The organism is Streptomyces sp. NPDC051987, from assembly GCF_040680735.1.
Taxonomy (GTDB): domain Bacteria; phylum Actinomycetota; class Actinomycetes; order Streptomycetales; family Streptomycetaceae; genus Streptomyces.
Genome location: NZ_JBFAXI010000141.1, coordinates 1 through 16,112, shown reverse-complemented (window position 1 = coordinate 16,112; position 16,112 = coordinate 1). Strand labels below are relative to the sequence as shown.

General features: G+C 71.2%; 9 protein-coding genes, 1 tRNA gene and 1 pseudogene. 7 read left to right on the top strand and 4 right to left on the bottom strand.

Going from position 1 to position 16,112, the window contains the following annotated elements; all coding sequences use genetic code 11:
* Positions 1-67: 67 nt before the first annotated feature.
* Positions 68-802 (top strand): Tellurium resistance, encoded by a 735-nt coding sequence (locus AB0M11_RS39145; protein WP_365713339.1) that lies wholly within the window; start codon positions 68-70, stop codon positions 800-802.
* Between the two features lie 118 nt (positions 803-920).
* Here AB0M11_RS39145 and AB0M11_RS39140 read toward each other — a convergent pair whose 3' ends face one another.
* Positions 921-1,745, bottom strand: coding sequence for a TerD family protein (locus AB0M11_RS39140; RefSeq protein WP_365713337.1), 825 nt, complete (start codon positions 1,743-1,745; stop codon positions 921-923).
* A 176-nt stretch (positions 1,746-1,921) separates the two neighbouring features.
* Between AB0M11_RS39140 and AB0M11_RS39135 the strand changes: the two genes are divergently transcribed.
* The 3 genes and pseudogenes from AB0M11_RS39135 to AB0M11_RS39125 form a co-directional block, all read left to right on the top strand.
* Positions 1,922-3,094 (top strand): HpcH/HpaI aldolase/citrate lyase family protein, encoded by a 1,173-nt coding sequence (locus AB0M11_RS39135; RefSeq protein ID WP_365713335.1) that lies wholly within the window; start codon positions 1,922-1,924, stop codon positions 3,092-3,094.
* Positions 3,095-3,123: 29 nt separating this feature from the next.
* Positions 3,124-5,739 (top strand): phosphoribosyltransferase, encoded by a 2,616-nt coding sequence (locus AB0M11_RS39130; RefSeq protein ID WP_365713333.1) that lies wholly within the window; start codon positions 3,124-3,126, stop codon positions 5,737-5,739.
* Positions 5,739-6,527: pseudogene (locus AB0M11_RS39125) on the top strand (HAD family hydrolase); the annotation flags it as partial. The gene AB0M11_RS39130 and the pseudogene AB0M11_RS39125, both read left to right, overlap by 1 nt.
* Positions 6,528-6,547: 20 nt before the next feature.
* Here the strand turns inward: AB0M11_RS39125 and AB0M11_RS39120 are convergent.
* The gene (locus tag AB0M11_RS39120; protein ID WP_365713331.1) at positions 6,548-6,772 is read right to left on the bottom strand and encodes a zinc ribbon domain-containing protein; all 225 of its coding nucleotides are present in this window, start codon (positions 6,770-6,772) and stop codon (positions 6,548-6,550) included.
* Positions 6,773-7,139: 367 nt separating this feature from the next.
* Between AB0M11_RS39120 and AB0M11_RS39115 the strand changes: the two genes are divergently transcribed.
* Together AB0M11_RS39115 and AB0M11_RS39110 are read left to right on the top strand one after the other, a co-directional pair.
* Positions 7,140-13,325 (top strand): RHS repeat-associated core domain-containing protein, encoded by a 6,186-nt coding sequence (locus tag AB0M11_RS39115; RefSeq protein ID WP_365713329.1) that lies wholly within the window; start codon positions 7,140-7,142, stop codon positions 13,323-13,325.
* Positions 13,326-13,424: 99 nt separating this feature from the next.
* Positions 13,425-13,721: a hypothetical protein gene (locus tag AB0M11_RS39110; protein WP_365713327.1), complete on the top strand. Its 297-nt coding sequence runs from the start codon at positions 13,425-13,427 to the stop codon at positions 13,719-13,721.
* A gap of 3 nt (positions 13,722-13,724) precedes the next feature.
* On the opposite strand, the gene AB0M11_RS39105 is transcribed toward AB0M11_RS39110, so the two are convergent.
* Together AB0M11_RS39105 and AB0M11_RS39100 are read right to left on the bottom strand one after the other, a co-directional pair.
* Positions 13,725-14,258 carry a DUF4383 domain-containing protein gene (locus AB0M11_RS39105; protein ID WP_365713325.1) on the bottom strand — a complete coding sequence of 178 codons (534 nt, stop codon included), beginning with the start codon at positions 14,256-14,258 and terminating at the stop codon, positions 13,725-13,727.
* Positions 14,259-14,327: 69 nt separating this feature from the next.
* Entirely contained in the window at positions 14,328-15,623 is a 1,296-nt protein-coding gene (locus AB0M11_RS39100; RefSeq protein WP_365713323.1) for a hypothetical protein, read from the bottom strand.
* A gap of 292 nt (positions 15,624-15,915) precedes the next feature.
* On the opposite strand from AB0M11_RS39100, the gene AB0M11_RS39095 reads away from it, so the two are divergent.
* Positions 15,916-15,990 (top strand) — tRNA-Val (locus tag AB0M11_RS39095).
* Positions 15,991-16,112: the final 122 nt, after the last annotated feature.

Sequence of the window (16,112 nt, the reverse complement as noted above, 5' to 3'; positions counted from 1 at the left end):
TCTTCTGATGGGGGCGGCCGACCGGTCGGCCGCCCCCAGGCGTCGGCAGGAGCTACTGGGGGCGGGAATGGGTTTCTTCGACGGGCTGCTGGGCGGGAAGGCGGCCGAGTTCGACTCGGGCAGCGCCGCGTCCAACTCCATCGAACTCACCAGGCGGCACCAGCAGGTGTCCCTCACCAAGCAGGGCGCGGCCACCGGCAACCTGCGGATCAACCTGAGCTGGCGGATGCGGACGTCCGACTTCGACGGCGAACAGCGCGCCAACCTGCTGCGCCACCCCTTCAAGGCGCTCAGGCCGCCGGAGGTGATCGGGCACGGCCAGAGCATGGTCAACGTCGACCTCGACCTCGGGGCGCTGTACGAGCTGGCCGACGGGACGAAAGGCGTCGTCCAGCCGCTCGGCGGACTGCTCGGGGACGTGAACGCACCGCCGTACGTCAAGCTCAGCGGCGACGACCGGTTCGGTTCGGCGTCCGGCGAGACGATGTACATCAACCTCGATCACCGGGACGACATCAAGCGGCTGCTGGTGTTCGTGTACATCTACGACCAGACGCCGGCCTTCGACCGCACCCACGCGATCGTCACGCTGTACCCGAGCAACGGTCCGCGCATCGAGATAGGCCTCGACGAACGGCATCCGCAGGCCCGGTCGTGCGCCGTGGTGATGATCGAGAACGTGAAGGGCGAGCTGGTCGTGCGGCGCGAGGTGAAGTTCGTGTACGGCTTCCAGGGGGAGCTGGACCGGTTGTACGGGTGGGGGCTGCAGTGGGGGCGGGGGTACAAGACGGCGGAGCGGTAGTTCGCCCACCGGGGCGGGGTGTGCGGTGCGTGCGCGCGTGCGGGTGGTCCGTGGCGGCTCGCGCCCACGCGGCGGAGCCGCACATCGATACAGCCTCGCGCCCCTGAAAAACGTCCGGCTAGCGCCCGATGAACTGCGGGCCCTGCGGAGGCAGCCGGAAGTCCGTGTTCGGGACCGTCGCCACCGGAACCGGGGCCGGGGCCGGTGGGGGATAGCCGTAGCCCGACTGCGGCTGTTGCCGGGGATAGGCGGGCTGCGGGTAGCCGTAGGCCGACGGCTGGGGGTAGCCGTAGGCCGGGGCCGGCTGGGTGGGAACCGAGGTCGGGGCCGCCGTGGTCGAAACCGTGGTCGGCTGCTCGGGCGGGAGGGGCATGGAGGCCGACGGCTCCTCCGTCGGCTCCGATTCGTCCACCGAGATGCCGAAGTCCGTGGCCAGGCCCTTCAGGCCGTTGCTGTAGCCCTCGCCGAGCGCCCGGAACTTCCAGCCCTCGCCCCTGCGGTACAGCTCGCCGCAGATCAGGGCCGTCTCGGCGCCGGTCTCCGGCTTGATGTCGAAGTGGGCCAGCGCCTCGGCGTCCGGCGCCGCGGCGTCGTACAGCAGGATGCGCAGGGCGGGTACGTGTTCGAACGGGACACCGTCCGCCGATGCCACCAGGAGGATTCGGCCGACGTTGGGCTCGACACCGGGGAGATCTGTCTGGATCGTGTCGGTGAGGCCCTCGGCCACCCGCTTCTTGCCGAGCCGCCAGACCTTCCCGGAGGGGTGCCGGGGCTGGTTGTAGAAGACGAAGTCCTCGTCGGACCGCACACGTCCGTCGGGGCCGAGGAGCAGCGCGGAGGCGTCGACGTCCGGGACCCCCTGTCCGGGCGTCCAGCGCAGCACGGCCCGGACCGTGGTGGCTTCCAGCGGGACGTTCGACCCCTTCAGCATCGCGTGCGTCATGCGGTCATCCTGCCCTCTCGGTCCTGGTCACGACAACGCGGGGGGCCTCGCGACCGACACAGGCGGGTTACCTGAAATTCATGCCCGCCGGGAACTGCCGACACGGCTTTGTACGTACTATTACCGGCCACCCTTTACCCATTCCACAGGATCGGCCCACGCCACGGGGGAGTTCAATGCGTCATTTCGGGCACATCGCACCTGAGGTGCGGCAGCGCCTGTTCCATCAGGAGCCGTGCGAGTTCACCGCCGACTCCCCGGCCCGGCTGCTCTCCGCCGCCCTGGGCGCCACGCTGTACAGCCCGGCCACCCGGCCGCGGCTCGCCGACGACATCGTCAAGCAGGCGGGGCTCGGCGTGGTCTCGATGGTGCTGTGCCTGGAGGACTCCATCGGCGACGAGGACGTGGTGGCCGGCGAGGAGAACCTCGTCCGCCAGTTCGCCGAGCTGGCCGAGCGGGAGCGGGCGGGCGTGGAGCTGCCGCTGCTCTTCATCCGGGTGCGCGAGCCCGAGCAGATCTCCGACCTGGTGCGCCGGCTGGGCGCGAGCGTGTCGCTGCTGTCCGGGTTCGTCTTCCCGAAGTTCACCGAGGAGCGGGGCATCCCCTTCCTGCAGGCCCTGGACGGCGCCGCGCTGAGCAGCGGACGCCGGCTGTTCGGGATGCCGGTGCTCGAGACGCCCGAGCTGATGTACCGGGAGACGCGCGTGGACGCCCTGGAGGGCATCGCCCGCGCCGTCGACAAGTACCGCGACAAGGTGCTGGCGCTGCGCCTCGGCGTGACCGACTTCTGCTCGTCCTACGGCCTGCGCCGGGCTCCCGACATGACCGCCTACGACGTGCAGATCATCGCCTCCGTCATCGCCGACGTGGTGAACATGCTGGGCCGGGCGGACGGCACCGGCTTCACGGTCACCGGCCCGGTGTGGGAGTACTTCCGGGTCCCCGAGCGCATGTTCAAGCCGATGCTGCGGACCAGCCCCTTCCTGGAGGGGCAGGCCGTGGAGCTGCGCAACCGCCTCATCGAGCACGCCATGGACGGCCTGCTGCGGGAGATCTCCCTCGACCAGGCCAACGGGCTGCTCGGCAAGACCTGCATCCACCCGTCCCACGTCATCCCCGTGCACGCGCTGTCCGTCGTCAGCCACGAGGAGTTCTCCGACGCCCAGGACATCCTGCGGCCGGAACGGGGCGGCGGGGGTGTACTTCGCTCGGCGTACACGAACAAGATGAACGAGGTGAAGCCGCACCGCGCCTGGGCCGAGCGGACCATGCTCCGCGCCGAGGTGTTCGGCGTGGCCAACGAGGACGTCGGCTTCGTGGAGCTGCTCGCCGCCGGGATACCGGGGTGACGGACTCCGGCGGACGACACAGGGAACGCATGAACATCGCAGCGAACAACGTGGTCTGGTCCGGCAGCTGGGTCGCCGAGCGGCTCGGCGTCGAGCTCGTGGGCGACGACGGTCTGACGGCCCTGCTCGGCCTCGCCCTGCGCCGCAACCCGAAGCGGGCCCACCTGCTGGTCTCCAACGTGCTCGGCAAGCACGTACCGCAGTCGCCGGCGGTGGTCTACGGGCACGGCTTCGCCCTCGGCCGACGGGTGCGGGACCTGCTCGGTGAGCCGGAGGCCGGGCGGGCGGTCGTCCTGGGGTACGCCGAGACGGCGACCGGCCTCGGCCATTCCGTCGCCGACGGCATCGGCCTCGCCCCGTACCTCCACTCCACGCGCCGCCCGGTGGCGGGGGTGGCCCCGGCGGGCGGCTTCGAGGAGTCCCACTCCCACGCCACCTCGCACCTGCTGCTCCCGGAGGACCCCGGCCTGCTCTCCGGCGACGGCCCGCTGGTCCTGGTCGACGACGAGTTCTCCACCGGCAACACGGTCCTGAACACGATCCGGGACCTGCATGCCCGCCATCCCCGCAGACGGTACGTCGTGGTGGCTCTGGTGGACATGCGGTCGCGGGCCGATGCGGGGCGGCTGACGGCGTTCGCCGAGGAGATCGGCGCCAGGGTGGACCTGGTGGCCGCGGCGTCGGGGACGGTGAGGCTGCCCGAGGGCGTGCTGGAAAAGGGGCAGGAACTGGTGGCGCGGTACGAAGGGAGCGCCGCGACAGGTGCTTCGTCGTCTGCGGGAGCGTCGGGGCGGGCCGCGCAGTTCCCCGCGCCCCTTACCGGCGCTGCCCCTGAAGCCGACTCCGAGCGCACCTCCCCAGGGGCGCGGGGCCGTGCTGAATCTGCGGCTGCCGCCGCGTGGGCGCGAACGGCCCCCACCGGCCCGCAGCCGACCGACAACCGAACCACCCCTCACCCCACCCGCATCGACCTGCACTGGCCGCACGGCCTCCCCGACGGTGGACGGCACGGCTTCACCCCGGCCCACCGGACACGCCTCGAATCGGCCCTCCCACTGATGGCCGCCCGCGTGGCCGAAGCGCTCCCCCCCGACGCACGCCGCGTGCTCACCCTCGGCTTCGAGGAGCTGATGTACACGCCCCTCAGAATCGCCCGCGAGCTGGAGGCCCTGGTCGCCGCCGAGGTGCGGTACTCCACCACCACCCGCTCACCCGTCCTGGCCGTCGACGACCCCGGTTACGCCATCCGCAGCCGCCTGGTCTTCCCGGCCCACGACGACCCCGCCGACGGCCCCGGCGAGCGCTACGCGTACAACGTGGCCGGTGCCGGTTTCGACGCCGTCGTCCTGTTCGTCGACTCGGCCGGCGACACCCCCGAACTGCACGCGCCCGGCGGCCTGCTGGACCGGCTCGGCGCGCATGCCCCGCACGTCCTGCTCGCGGTTGTACCGTCGTACGTCCCCGCGCTGACCGAAGAGAGCCCCGCCATGCTGCCCGAGCCCCTCCGCGGCCCCGCCTTCTCCTCGTACCCGGCGGAGGACGTCGGCTGGCTGCTCCAGGACCTCTCGGACGTCACGCTGGAGGCGCCGACCGAGGAGCGCGAGGAGGCGATCCAGAGCGGCGGCGCGCACTACGCCGAGTCGCTCCCCGTGGAGTACCAGCCCAGCGAGCAGTACCAGGCCCTGTTCCACGCGGCCCTGGACACCTCCGCGGCGCGGCTCGCGGAGGCGGTCGGGGTGGTCACCGAGACCGTGCTGGCCGAGCGGTCGCCGCGGCCGGTGCTGGTGTCGCTGGCGCGGGCCGGTACCCCGGTGGGCGTGCTGATGCGCCGCTGGGCGAGGTTCCGGTACGGGCTCGACCTGCCGCACTACGCGGTGTCGATCGTGCGCGGCCGCGGCATCGACGCGAACGCCCTGCGCTGGCTGGCCGCCCACCACGACCCGCGGGACGTCGTCTTCGTGGACGGCTGGACGGGCAAGGGCGCGATCACCCGGGAACTCGCGGACGCCGTCGCGGAGTTCGAGGAGCGCTGGGAGGTCTCCGGGTTCGACCCGGAGATCGCGGTGCTGGCCGATCCCGGGTCCTGCGTGCGGACGTACGGCACCCGGGAGGACTTCCTGATCCCGTCCGCGTGCCTCAACTCGACCGTCTCCGGGCTGATCTCGCGGACCGTGCTGCGGGCCGACCTGGTCGGGCCGGACGACTTCCACGGCGCGAAGTTCTACCGCGAGCTGGCCGGTGCCGACGTGTCGCTGGCCTTTCTCGACGCGGTCGCGGCGCGGTTCACGGAGGTCGTGGAGGCGGTGGATTCGGCGGTGAAGGAGCTGGCCGTCGCCGACCGCACGCCGACCTGGGAGGGCTGGGCGGCCGTGGAGCGGATCAGCGAGGAGTACGGCATCCACGACGTGAACCTGGTCAAGCCGGGCGTCGGCGAGACCACCCGGGTGCTGCTGCGCCGGGTGCCGTGGAAGATCCTGGCGCGGGCCGGGGCGGGCGCCGACCTCGACCATGTGCGGCTGCTCGCGGAGCAGCGCGGGGTGCCGGTCGAGGAGGTCGGCGAACTGCCGTACACCTGTGTCGGGTTGATCCATCCCAAGTACACGCGCGGGGCGACCGGTGCCGACGGCAGGGCGGTGAACGTCTGATGGCGGTGCTCGTGGCGAGCGACCTCGACCGCACGCTCATCTACTCCTCGGGTGCCCTGGCGCTGACCATGCCGGACGCGCGGGCGCCCCGGCTGCTCTGCGTCGAGGTGCACGAGGCCAGGCCGCTGTCGTACATGACGGAGACGGCCGCGCGGTTGCTGACCGAGCTGGGGGACGCCGCCGTCTTCGTGCCGACGACCACCCGGACCCGCAAGCAGTACGAGCGGATCAACCTGCCGGGGCCCGCGCCGAGGTACGCCATCTGTGCCAACGGCGGGCATCTGCTGGTCGACGGGGTCTCCGACGGGGACTGGCACGGGCGGGTGCTGGCACGGCTGGCCGACGAGTGCGCCCCGCTGGCGGAGGTGCGGGCGTATCTGACGGAGCGCGCCGACCCCGTGTGGCTGCGCAAGCAGCGGGTCGCCGAGGACCTGTTCGCCTACCTGGTCGTGGAGCGGGAGCTGCTGCCCGAGGAGTGGGTGAAGGACCTCGCGGTGTGGGCGGAGAACCGCGGCTGGACGGTGTCGTTGCAGGGGCGGAAGATCTACGCCGTGCCGAAGCCGCTGACCAAGAGCGCGGCCATGCGGGAGGTCGCGCGCCGGACGGGGGCCGAGCTCACGCTGGCCGCCGGTGACTCGCTGCTCGACGCCGACCTGTTGCTGGCCGCGGACCGCGGCTGGCGGCCGGGGCACGGGGAGCTGGCCGACGCCGGGTGGACCGGGCCGGCCATCGGGGCGCTGCCGGAGCGGGGGGTGCTGGCCGGTGAGCGCATCCTGCGGGAGTTCCTGACGACGGTCCGCAGCGGGGGTCAGCCGCAGCAACCGCCGCCGCAGCAGCCCCCGCTGGAGCCTGCGGAGGCCGCGGAGCGGGCGGCGGACGCCGACGCCGTACCGCCCACCGCCACCGTGGACAAGAGCTTCACCGTGTCCTGATGTCCGTCCGGGCATGCTGCCGGAGCCGATGACTCGGCCATGGGGCGGGACAGCTCGAACGTGTCGCCGCAGGTGCGGCAGCGGTACTCGTAGCGGGGCATGAGGGACAGGTTAGCGGCAGCGGTGCGCAGGGCGTCACAGGCCGGGTGAGGCGGGCCGGGAAACACCGCCGACGGCGGTGTTCCGGTGCACGCGAGAACAGTCTTGTCCGAACGTGATCGGACGAGTGCGTTCCGTTAAACTTTGTGATCATTTTTGGGAGTTGACCGTAGACCGTCAAGATCGGCGGCCGGTATCTCTTGGATGATCATGGGCGCAGCCTGCGCCCAGACGTCCCAGAGGAGTTCCGTGAGGGCCAGTCGCACAGACCGCTTCCGCACAAGACCCGACGGCCGTTCCCAGTCAGGCGCACCCCGGAACCTGACCACCGCAACGGTCCTGGCGTTACTGCTTGTCTCCGAAGCAGCCGTGACCCTCTCCACCACCGGGCAGGCCTTCGCCGTCCCGGTCCACAAGGCTCCCGCCGCCTCGGCGGCTCCGTCCCGCCCCGCGTCCACCGGGCCGCTCTCGGCTCCTGACGCGGCGTCGGCGTTCGCCACGGCCCGACTGCGCAAACGCAAGGTCGAGATCCTTGACCAACTGACGGCCAGGACGACGACCTGGGCAAATCCGAACGGCTCGCTGACCACCCGGTCCTATGCCGCGCCGGTCCGCTTCAAGCGGGCCGGGAAATGGGTCGACGTCGACACGGCCCTGCACGTCGACGCCGACGGCTCCGTCGCCCCGGCGGCCCAGCCGAACGGCCTGGTTCTCGCGCCCGGTGGCAAGAACGTCGTGCTCGCGGACGTGGGTGCGGGCAAGCACCGGGTCGCGGTCGGCTGGAAGGGCACGCTTCCCAAGCCGTCCGTCAAGGGCGCCACCGCCACGTACGCGAACGTCACGCCGGGCGCGGACGTGACCGTGCAGGCGACGCGCACCGGCTTCGAGGAGAGCGTCATCCTCAAGTCGCGCCCCAAGGCCGGTTACGCGGTGACCATTCCCGTGTCCGCGAAGGGGCTGACGGCCAAGCAGCGCAAGAACGGCTCGATCACCTTCACCGACGCCCACGGCAAGGTCGCCGGCACCATACCGGCGCCGGTGATGTGGGACGCGCAGGTCGACGCCAAGTCCCTGGAGCACCCGCATCGTGCCCGGGTGAAGATGGCCATGTCCCAGTCCGGTGACACCGTGAATCTCACTCTGACTCCGGACGCGAAGTTCCTGGCCGACCCCAACACGCAGTACCCGGTCACGGTCGACCCTTCCACGAGCCTCTCCCCCCTGCTGGACACGTTCGTGGAGAACACCGACACGACCCCCGAGTACACGTCCACCGACCTGAAGGTGGGCACCTACGACGGCGGCACGGACGTCGCCCGCTCGTTCCTGGAGTTCCCGGTCCTCCCGCTCGACAACACGCAGATCCTGTCCTCGGCGCTGAACCTCTACGAGTACTGGGCCGGCGGCTGCGTCCAGTCGCCGTGGGAACTGTGGGAGTCCGGCGAGTCCTCCACGGACACGGTCTGGTCGAACCAGCCCGTCTGGAAGTCGAAGTACGCCACGACCTCCCAGACCAAGGGCTACTCCAGCGACTGCACCACCTCCAGCCCGGCCGGTTGGGTCTCCATCGACCCCTCGACCTTCCTCCAGTACGCCGGTGACAACGGTTACGACGTCGCCTACTTCGGTCTGAGGGCGTCCGACGAGACGGACAGCAACAGCTGGAAGCGCTTCTACTCGGCCAACGCCTCCGCCAACGTGCCCTACCTGTCGGTGACCTACAACTCCTACCCGATGCCGTCCGCCCCCACGGTGGCGCCCGGTGTCTCCTCGGTCTCCGGTTCCACCACCACGCTCTTCACCAACACGACCACCCCGCAGCTCCAGTCGGCCATCACCGACGCGGACGGCGGCAACGTGATGGCCCAGTGGAACGTCTACGACACCACCGGTGGCGGCAACACCAAGGTCATCTCCAACCTCAACGGCAGCTGGACCGCCTCCGGAGGCATCTCCAGCGCCTCCGTCCCGTCCGGGACGCTGGTCAACGGTCACACCTACACCGCGTGGCCCTACGGGTACGACGGCTCACTGTGGTCCCGCCAGACCGTGCCGAACGGACTGGTCTTCACGGTCGACACCACCAAGCCCGGCGCGCCGACGGTCGCCTCCACGGACTACCCCTCCGGCGGCTGGGCCAAGGGGGCCGGACAGAGCGGCGCGTTCACCCTCACCCCGCCCTCCGGCGGCACGGACACCTCCGGCGTCGTCTGGCAGCTCGACTCCGGTGCCCAGAACTCCGTGGCGACCACCGGCAGCGCCGTGAGCGTCAACGTCACCCCACCCGCGGACGGCCCGCACACGCTGACCGTCGCCACCCGCGACAACGCCGGCAACCTGTCCGCGCCGACGGTCTACAGCTTCAACGCGGGCAACGGCGCAGTCACCTCGCCCACCGACGGCACCAGGACCGCGCGGCGCGTCACGCTCACCGCCGCCGCGGCGTCGTCGACCTGGCAGTCGGTGAAGTTCCAGTACCGGCGGTCCGCCGCGGACAGCTGGACCACCATCCCGGTGGGGGACGTGACGTCCGGCGGCAAGGCCGTGAGCAGCTGGCCGGTGGCCGTCACCAGCGGTGCCTCGTCACCGCTCGTCTGGGACGTCTCCAGCACGCTGGGCGACGACGGCTCGGTCCAGGTCCGTGCCGAGTTCACGGACACGTCCTCGGCGAGCCACGACACCTCCGCGGTGACCGTCACCCTGGACCGCGCGGCCACCCAGACCGCCAGTGCCTCGGTCGGTCCGGGCACGCTCAACCTGTCGACCGGCAACTACACCCTGTCCGGCCCGGAGACCACCGTCTTCGGCATGTCGGTCGGCCAGACGCTGGATTCCCGCAGTCCCCAGGGGACCCCGCCGGCCGGTCAGGTCGCGCCCTTCGGGCCGGGCTGGCAACTGGCGGGTGCCTCCGCGACGGCGATGACGGACTTCACCGAGATCCGTCCGGTGACCTCCACCGCCGTGGAACTGGTCGGCTCGGCCGGCTCGCAGATCTCGTTCACCAAGAACAGCAGCGGGTCCTGGACCCCGGAGCCCGGCGCCGAAGCGTACACACTGAGCTACAGCAGCTCCGCGAACACCTACACGCTGACCGACACCTCGGGGACGACGACGGTCTTCGCCAAGTCCTCCACCACGGCCGGAGTGTGGGCCGTCGCTTCGACGAGCCCGGCGGGCAGCGGCACCTCGGTGCGCTACCGCTTCGACTCCGTGACCAGCGGCGGCACCACCACGATGCGCCTGGCCCGGATGGCCGCGCCCACGTCCGCGATCTCCGACACCAACGCGTCCTGCCTCACCCCGGCGACGCCGGCAGTGGGCTGCCGGGTCCTGCAGCTCAGCTACGCCACCGCGACCACCGCGACGGGCACGACCAGCGGGACGTTCGGTGACTACGCCGGCCAGGTCAGCATGATCGTCATGTGGGCCACCGACCCGGCCACGGGCACGGAGACCTCCAAGACCGTCGCGCAGTACGCGTACGACTCCACCGGGGCCCTCCGCCAGGAGTGGAACCCGCAGATCACGCCCAACCTCGTGACCGCGTACACCTACACCTCGGCCGGCCGGGTGGCCACGCTGACGCCTCCGGGCCAGCTCCCCTGGACGTTCACCTACGGCACTGCGGGCACCAACGGCGACACCAACGCGGGACGCCTGCTGAGCGTCTCCCGCCCGACCCTCACCCCGGGCTCCGCGTCGTCGACCAACGGCACGGCGACCACCACCGTCGTCTACGACGTGCCCCTCACCACCTCGGCGGGCGGCCCCTACGCGATGGGTGCCTCGGACGTGGCCTCCCTGGCCCAGTCCGACGCCCCGACCGACGCCACGGCGGTCTTCCCGCCCGACCAGGTTCCCACCTCCAACACGGGGTCCGGAAACCTCACCTCCAGCTCGTACACCCGCGCCGAGATCCACTACCTGGACGTCAACGGGCGCGAGTCCAACACCGCGGCTCCCGGTGGGCACATCACCACCACCGACTACGACGCCCTCGGGAACCCCGCGCGCCGGCTCAGCGCCGCCAACCGCGAACTCGCCCTGGCGCCGAGCACCAACACCGAGCTCAACGTCCTCGGACTGGCCTCGATGACCACGGCGCAGCGCGCCAACTTGCTGTCCACGGTGAACGTCCGCGACAGCAGCGGCCAACTGCTGACCGACAGCTACGGTCCGCTCCACCAAGTCACCCTGGAGCACGCACTGGCCGCCTCGGGCGCCAGCGCCGCCCGTGCGGCCGGCTCCGTGGTCGCCGCCCGGACCCACACCCACAACATCTACGACGAAGGCCGTCCCACCGACGGCTCCGCGAACGCGTCCGGCCTGGTGACCACGGCCGTCACCGGCAGCACCATCGCGGGCTACGCCACGGACGCGGACACCCGCACCACCAGGACCACCTACGACTGGACGCTGGGACAGCCGACCAGGATCACGGTCGACCCGGCAGGTCTGGCGATCACCACCGTGACGGGGTACAACTCCGCCGGTGACGTGACGTCCAACGCCCAGCCCTCTTCGACCGGTTCCGACGCGGGCACCACCACGACCACCTACTACACCGCCACCGGAAGCAGTCCCTGCGGAGGCCACCCCGAGTGGGCCGGCCTGGTCTGCCAGACCGCGCCCGCCGGAGCCATCACAGGTGGCGGCTCCAACCCGAGCCAGCGGGTCACCACCACGACCACGTACAACCTGTACGGCCAGCCGAGCACGCAGACCCAGACCGCCAACGGCGTCACCCGCACCACCACCATCACCTACGACACGGCGGGCCGTAAGAGCACGGTCGCCGTCTCCGGCGGTGTCGGCCAGGCCGTGCAGACGACGACCACGGCGTACAACACGAGCAACGGCCAGGTGGCGAAGGTGTCCACGCCGGATGGTGCCGCGGCCACCATGAGTTACGACCAACTCGGCCGTGCGATGTCCTCGACCGACGCGGACGCGAACACCGCCACGGTTCAGTACGACGCCCTGGGCCGCCCCACGAAGACCAGCGACTCGGCGCCGTCGACCACCACCTACACCTACGACACCAGCAAGGACCCGCGCGGTGTGCCGACGACGCAGACCGACTCCAACGCCGGTGCCTTCAGCGCCACCTATGACGCCGACGGCAACCTGAGCACGGAGTCCCTGCCCGGGTCGATCACCCTCAAGGTCACCACGGACGAGACCGGACAGCCCACCTCCCGGGTCTACACCGACGCGAACGGGAACGTGCTCCTCTCCGATCAGGCGGGGTACTCCGGAACCGGGCTCGAGGTCAGCCGGGCCCAGTCCACCACCGGTGGCCTCGGCGTCAGCGACACGTACGCGTACGACGCCGCGGAGCGCCTCTCGGACGTCAGCCAGACCGTCCTCACCACCAGCGCCACCACCGGCGCGACCAGCACCTGCACCACGCGGCACTACGCCTTCGACAAGAACTCCAACCGCACGGGTCTGACCACGGCCGTCGGCGCCGCCAAGGCGGCGTGCCCCACCAGCGGCGGAACCACGGTCGGCCACACCTACGACAGCGCCGACCGGCTGGTCGACAGCGGTTACACCTACGACGCCCTCGGCCGCACGACCGCCGAGCCGAGCGGGACCACGACCGCGTACTACGCCAACGACCTGGCCTACCAGCAGACGTCCGGCACCAGCCGCGTCACCTGGCAGCTGGACCCGCTGGGGCGGAGCCGGTCCTCCACCTCGGAGACCAGCACATCCGGCAGCTGGGCCCAGACCGCCGTCCGCACCAACCACTACGACGGCACCTCGGACTCGCCTTCCTGGACGAACGAGGGCTCGGGCGCATACACGCGCGACGTCAGCGACCTCGCCGGAGACCTCAGCGCCGTCTACTCGTCGGCGAAGGGCGACATCCTGCTGGAACTCACCAATCTGCACGGTGACGTCAACATGGTGTTGCCCATCAACGACAACGCCACCCCGGTCCTGGTGATGGCGGCCGACGAGTACGGCACACCGCTCGCCGGTACCAGCACCTCGCGCTACGGCTGGCTGGGCGGCAAGCAGCGCTCCAGCGAGACGCCCTCGGGCGACATCCTCATGGGCGCCCGCCTGTACAACCCGTCACTCGGCCGCTTCCTCCAGACCGACCCGGTCTTCCAGGGATCAGCCACCGCGTACGACTATGTCAATCAGAACCCCACCACGGGGTTCGACCTGGACGGCACCCGAGGCAACCGCAACGGCATCTACTGCTCCCGGTCCGGCCGTTGGAAGACGTGCGACCTGTACCTCAGCGAGTACCGGACCCGGATGCTCATCGACACCATGTGGGACGGTGTCGGAGCGGCGGGCGTGTGCGCGGCAGCGGGTGCGGCGTCCTTCGTCACCGTCGTCGGCGCCGGGACCGGAGCCGTGTGCGCCGTGATCGGCGCCATCCTGGGGATGAGCGCGTACGCACTCAGCCACATCGATGACGCCGGGCACAACCGAGGCATCTACATCGAGATGTGGTTCTACCACTTCCAGTGGTGGTGGTTCGGATGGCACTACAAGTGGGTCCCGTCCGGGGGATACGTCTGGCACCAGTGATCGTCCGACGGCACCGGTGATCGTCCGACCCTGCGGGGCGGGGGCCACGCCCACCGCCCCGCAGGGCGCCGGTCCGCCGTGAGAACGAGAGGAGTCCCGATGGGCAGTGCGACGACGCTCGTGCTGTGGATCGCCTGCGTCGCGCTGGCCGCCGTGGGTCTGGCCGGCGGGATCGGCCTGGTACGGGCCCGGCACCGGAAGGCGCCGTCCGCCGGGGCAGGAGTGCGCAATCCCCCTGTGGTCCAGCTGCTGGTGGGCCTGTGGGGAATGCTGACGATCCTGCCCAGGCTGCTGGGTGCCGCACCCGCGGTCGGGCTGCTGCTGACCGCGGTGGGCCTGGTACCGCTGGTCATCGCGATCCTGCTGGAGCTCAGGGCGCGGCGCCAACCTCGTTGAACCTCACGTCTCCAGCGATTCGGGCCGCCGCTCCGCCTCGGGGTGGCGGGCCCGCCAGTACGGGTTGTCGTGGGGCAGGTTCGTGCTCACCCGGCCGTACATCCCGAACACCATCAGCACCAGGCCCACGACGAAACTGAACAGGACGTTCTGGATCCGGAAGGCCAGGAAGTTCGAGTCGGTGTCGAGCAGGCCCAGGAACAGGAAGCCGTTCAGGATGAAGAGCACGCCGAGGACCATGTTCAGCGTGGACGCGAAGTTCCCGCCGATCACCATGCCGACGAAGAGCAGCAACCCGACACAGACCGACAGCACGCTCAGCGCGCCGTTCGTGTTCAGGCCGATCGCGGTGTTCGCGCCGGTGTCGAAGTAACCGATGTGGCGGATGAGCCCGAGGATGCCGAAAGCCACCAGGAACAGGCCCATCAGGCCCGCCCCGATCCGGTAGACCCGGTTCAGACGGTGGTCGACGGGCAGCGCCTCGTCGAAGTCGATCTTCTTTCGCCGCGTCCCCGAGTGCGTGACGTGTGAGGCCATCTCCGCCTCCTGGTGTCGAATGCGGAACGCTACCCAATATCCGCCCGCGACGGCCCTTCGGCAAACGCCTCAGTGACCGCCGGTGCCCCGGTCCTCCCGGATCCGCGCGACCACCTGCGCGACCGACCGCCGTACCGCTTCCGTCTCCGTCAGGAAGTGCCAGTAGTCCGGGTGCCGCCCCTGCAGCGACTCCACCGCACGGTCCAGCCGCGCCACCGCGTCGTCCAGCGGGCGGGCGTGCCGTGGATCGGGACTGGTCCGCCCCGACATCGCCAGCCGCTGCGCGTCCCGGATCGCGAACCGGGTCCGCTCGACCTCCTGCTGCGGGTCCTTCTGTACGGCGTTCAGACGGCTCAGCCGGTCACCGGCCGCCGACACCGCCTCGTCGGTGCTGTTCAGCAGTGCCCGCACGGTGGACAGCAGCGAGGTGGCCTCGGCCCACTGCTGCGCGTCCCGCGCGGCCTGTGCCTCCCGCAGCTTCAGCTCGGCCTGCCGGACGTTCTGGGCGGCCTGCTCGGGCACCTGCTGAAGATCCTGCCAGCAGGCCGCCGCGAACCGCCGCCGCAGCTCGCTGAGGACCGGATCGACCTGTCCGGCCCGGGTGGTCAGCGCCTGCGCGCGCGTCCGCAGGCTCACCAGCCGGTGGTCGATCTCGGCGGCCTTCTCCGGCAGCCGCTCCGCCTCGACCCGGATCGCCTCGGCCTCCCGCTGCACCCGCCCGGCCCGCTCCAGCGTGGCCTGCGCACCGTGCTGTCCGGCCCCCTGGTTGAGCTTGGTCAGCTCGGGAGAGAGCGCGGCCAGCCGGGCCGCGAGGTCATCGGCCCGCAGCGGTGTCCTCCGTACGGCGTCCAGCGCGTTGCTGGCCGCCAGCAGCGCCTGCCGGGCCCGCTCCACGGCGGGCGCGAGCCGGGCCAGCTGCGTCTCGGCCTTGCCGAGCAGCGGCCCGAGCGACTCCCCGAACCGGTCGAGCTCCCGCTTGACCCCGACCAGTTCGTCCTTGGCGCGGGTGATCTCGCCCCGGGCGCGCGACGCGGCGGCGGCCTCCAGGTCGTCCCGGTCCAGGTCGTAGGCGTCGATGGCCTGGATGTACCGATCGCTCACGTCGTCGATCCGCTGCCCCAGCGCCGCGAAGTCGGAGACGGCACGACGGGCGGCCGGCGAGTCGTCGACGGCGGAGATGGTCTCTATGGAGATCCGCAGATCCCGCTGGGCGGTGTCCAGCTCGTAGAAGGCGGCCGCGGCGGCGTCCTTCGCGGCCTGGGCCTCGGCCCGCTGGCTCTCGGCCCGCCCCCCGAACCACCGCCGGGTCCCGCCACCGGCGAACGCCGCGGGCAGCACGAGAGCGGCCACCAGCGGCAGACCCATGAGGGCGACGGCGTCCCGGAGAGCGGCGGTGGCAGCGCGCCGGGGTGGCGGGGGAGGCGCATACGACTGCCCGGGTGTCGCCGTTCTCGCCGTCACATCCCTCTCCCGTGCCGCGGTACGCCCTGTGCGCGGGCGGTGGAATCATTCTCCCACCCGTGACAGACGAACACACGGGCCGGTCAGTTCGCCGTTCGCTCGATCACTTCGGATCCTCCGGCGAGGCGTGCCGCCCGTGCCGGAGAACGCAATTGCGGGGCGGCGCCCTGGACGATGTAGGCTGTCGACTCGTCTCGGGTGCGTAGCTCAGGGGTAGAGCGCCTGCCTTACAAGCAGGATGTCGGCGGTTCGAAACCGTCCGCGCCCACCAGGCTCGCAGAGTACGTCGACGGCCCCCCCCGGTGTTGAACCGGGGGGGGGGCGCGGGGTCCGCGGCCCCCTTCGCGGGGGGCTCCCCCGACAAGAGGGGGGGGGCGGCGGAGTGGGGGATTC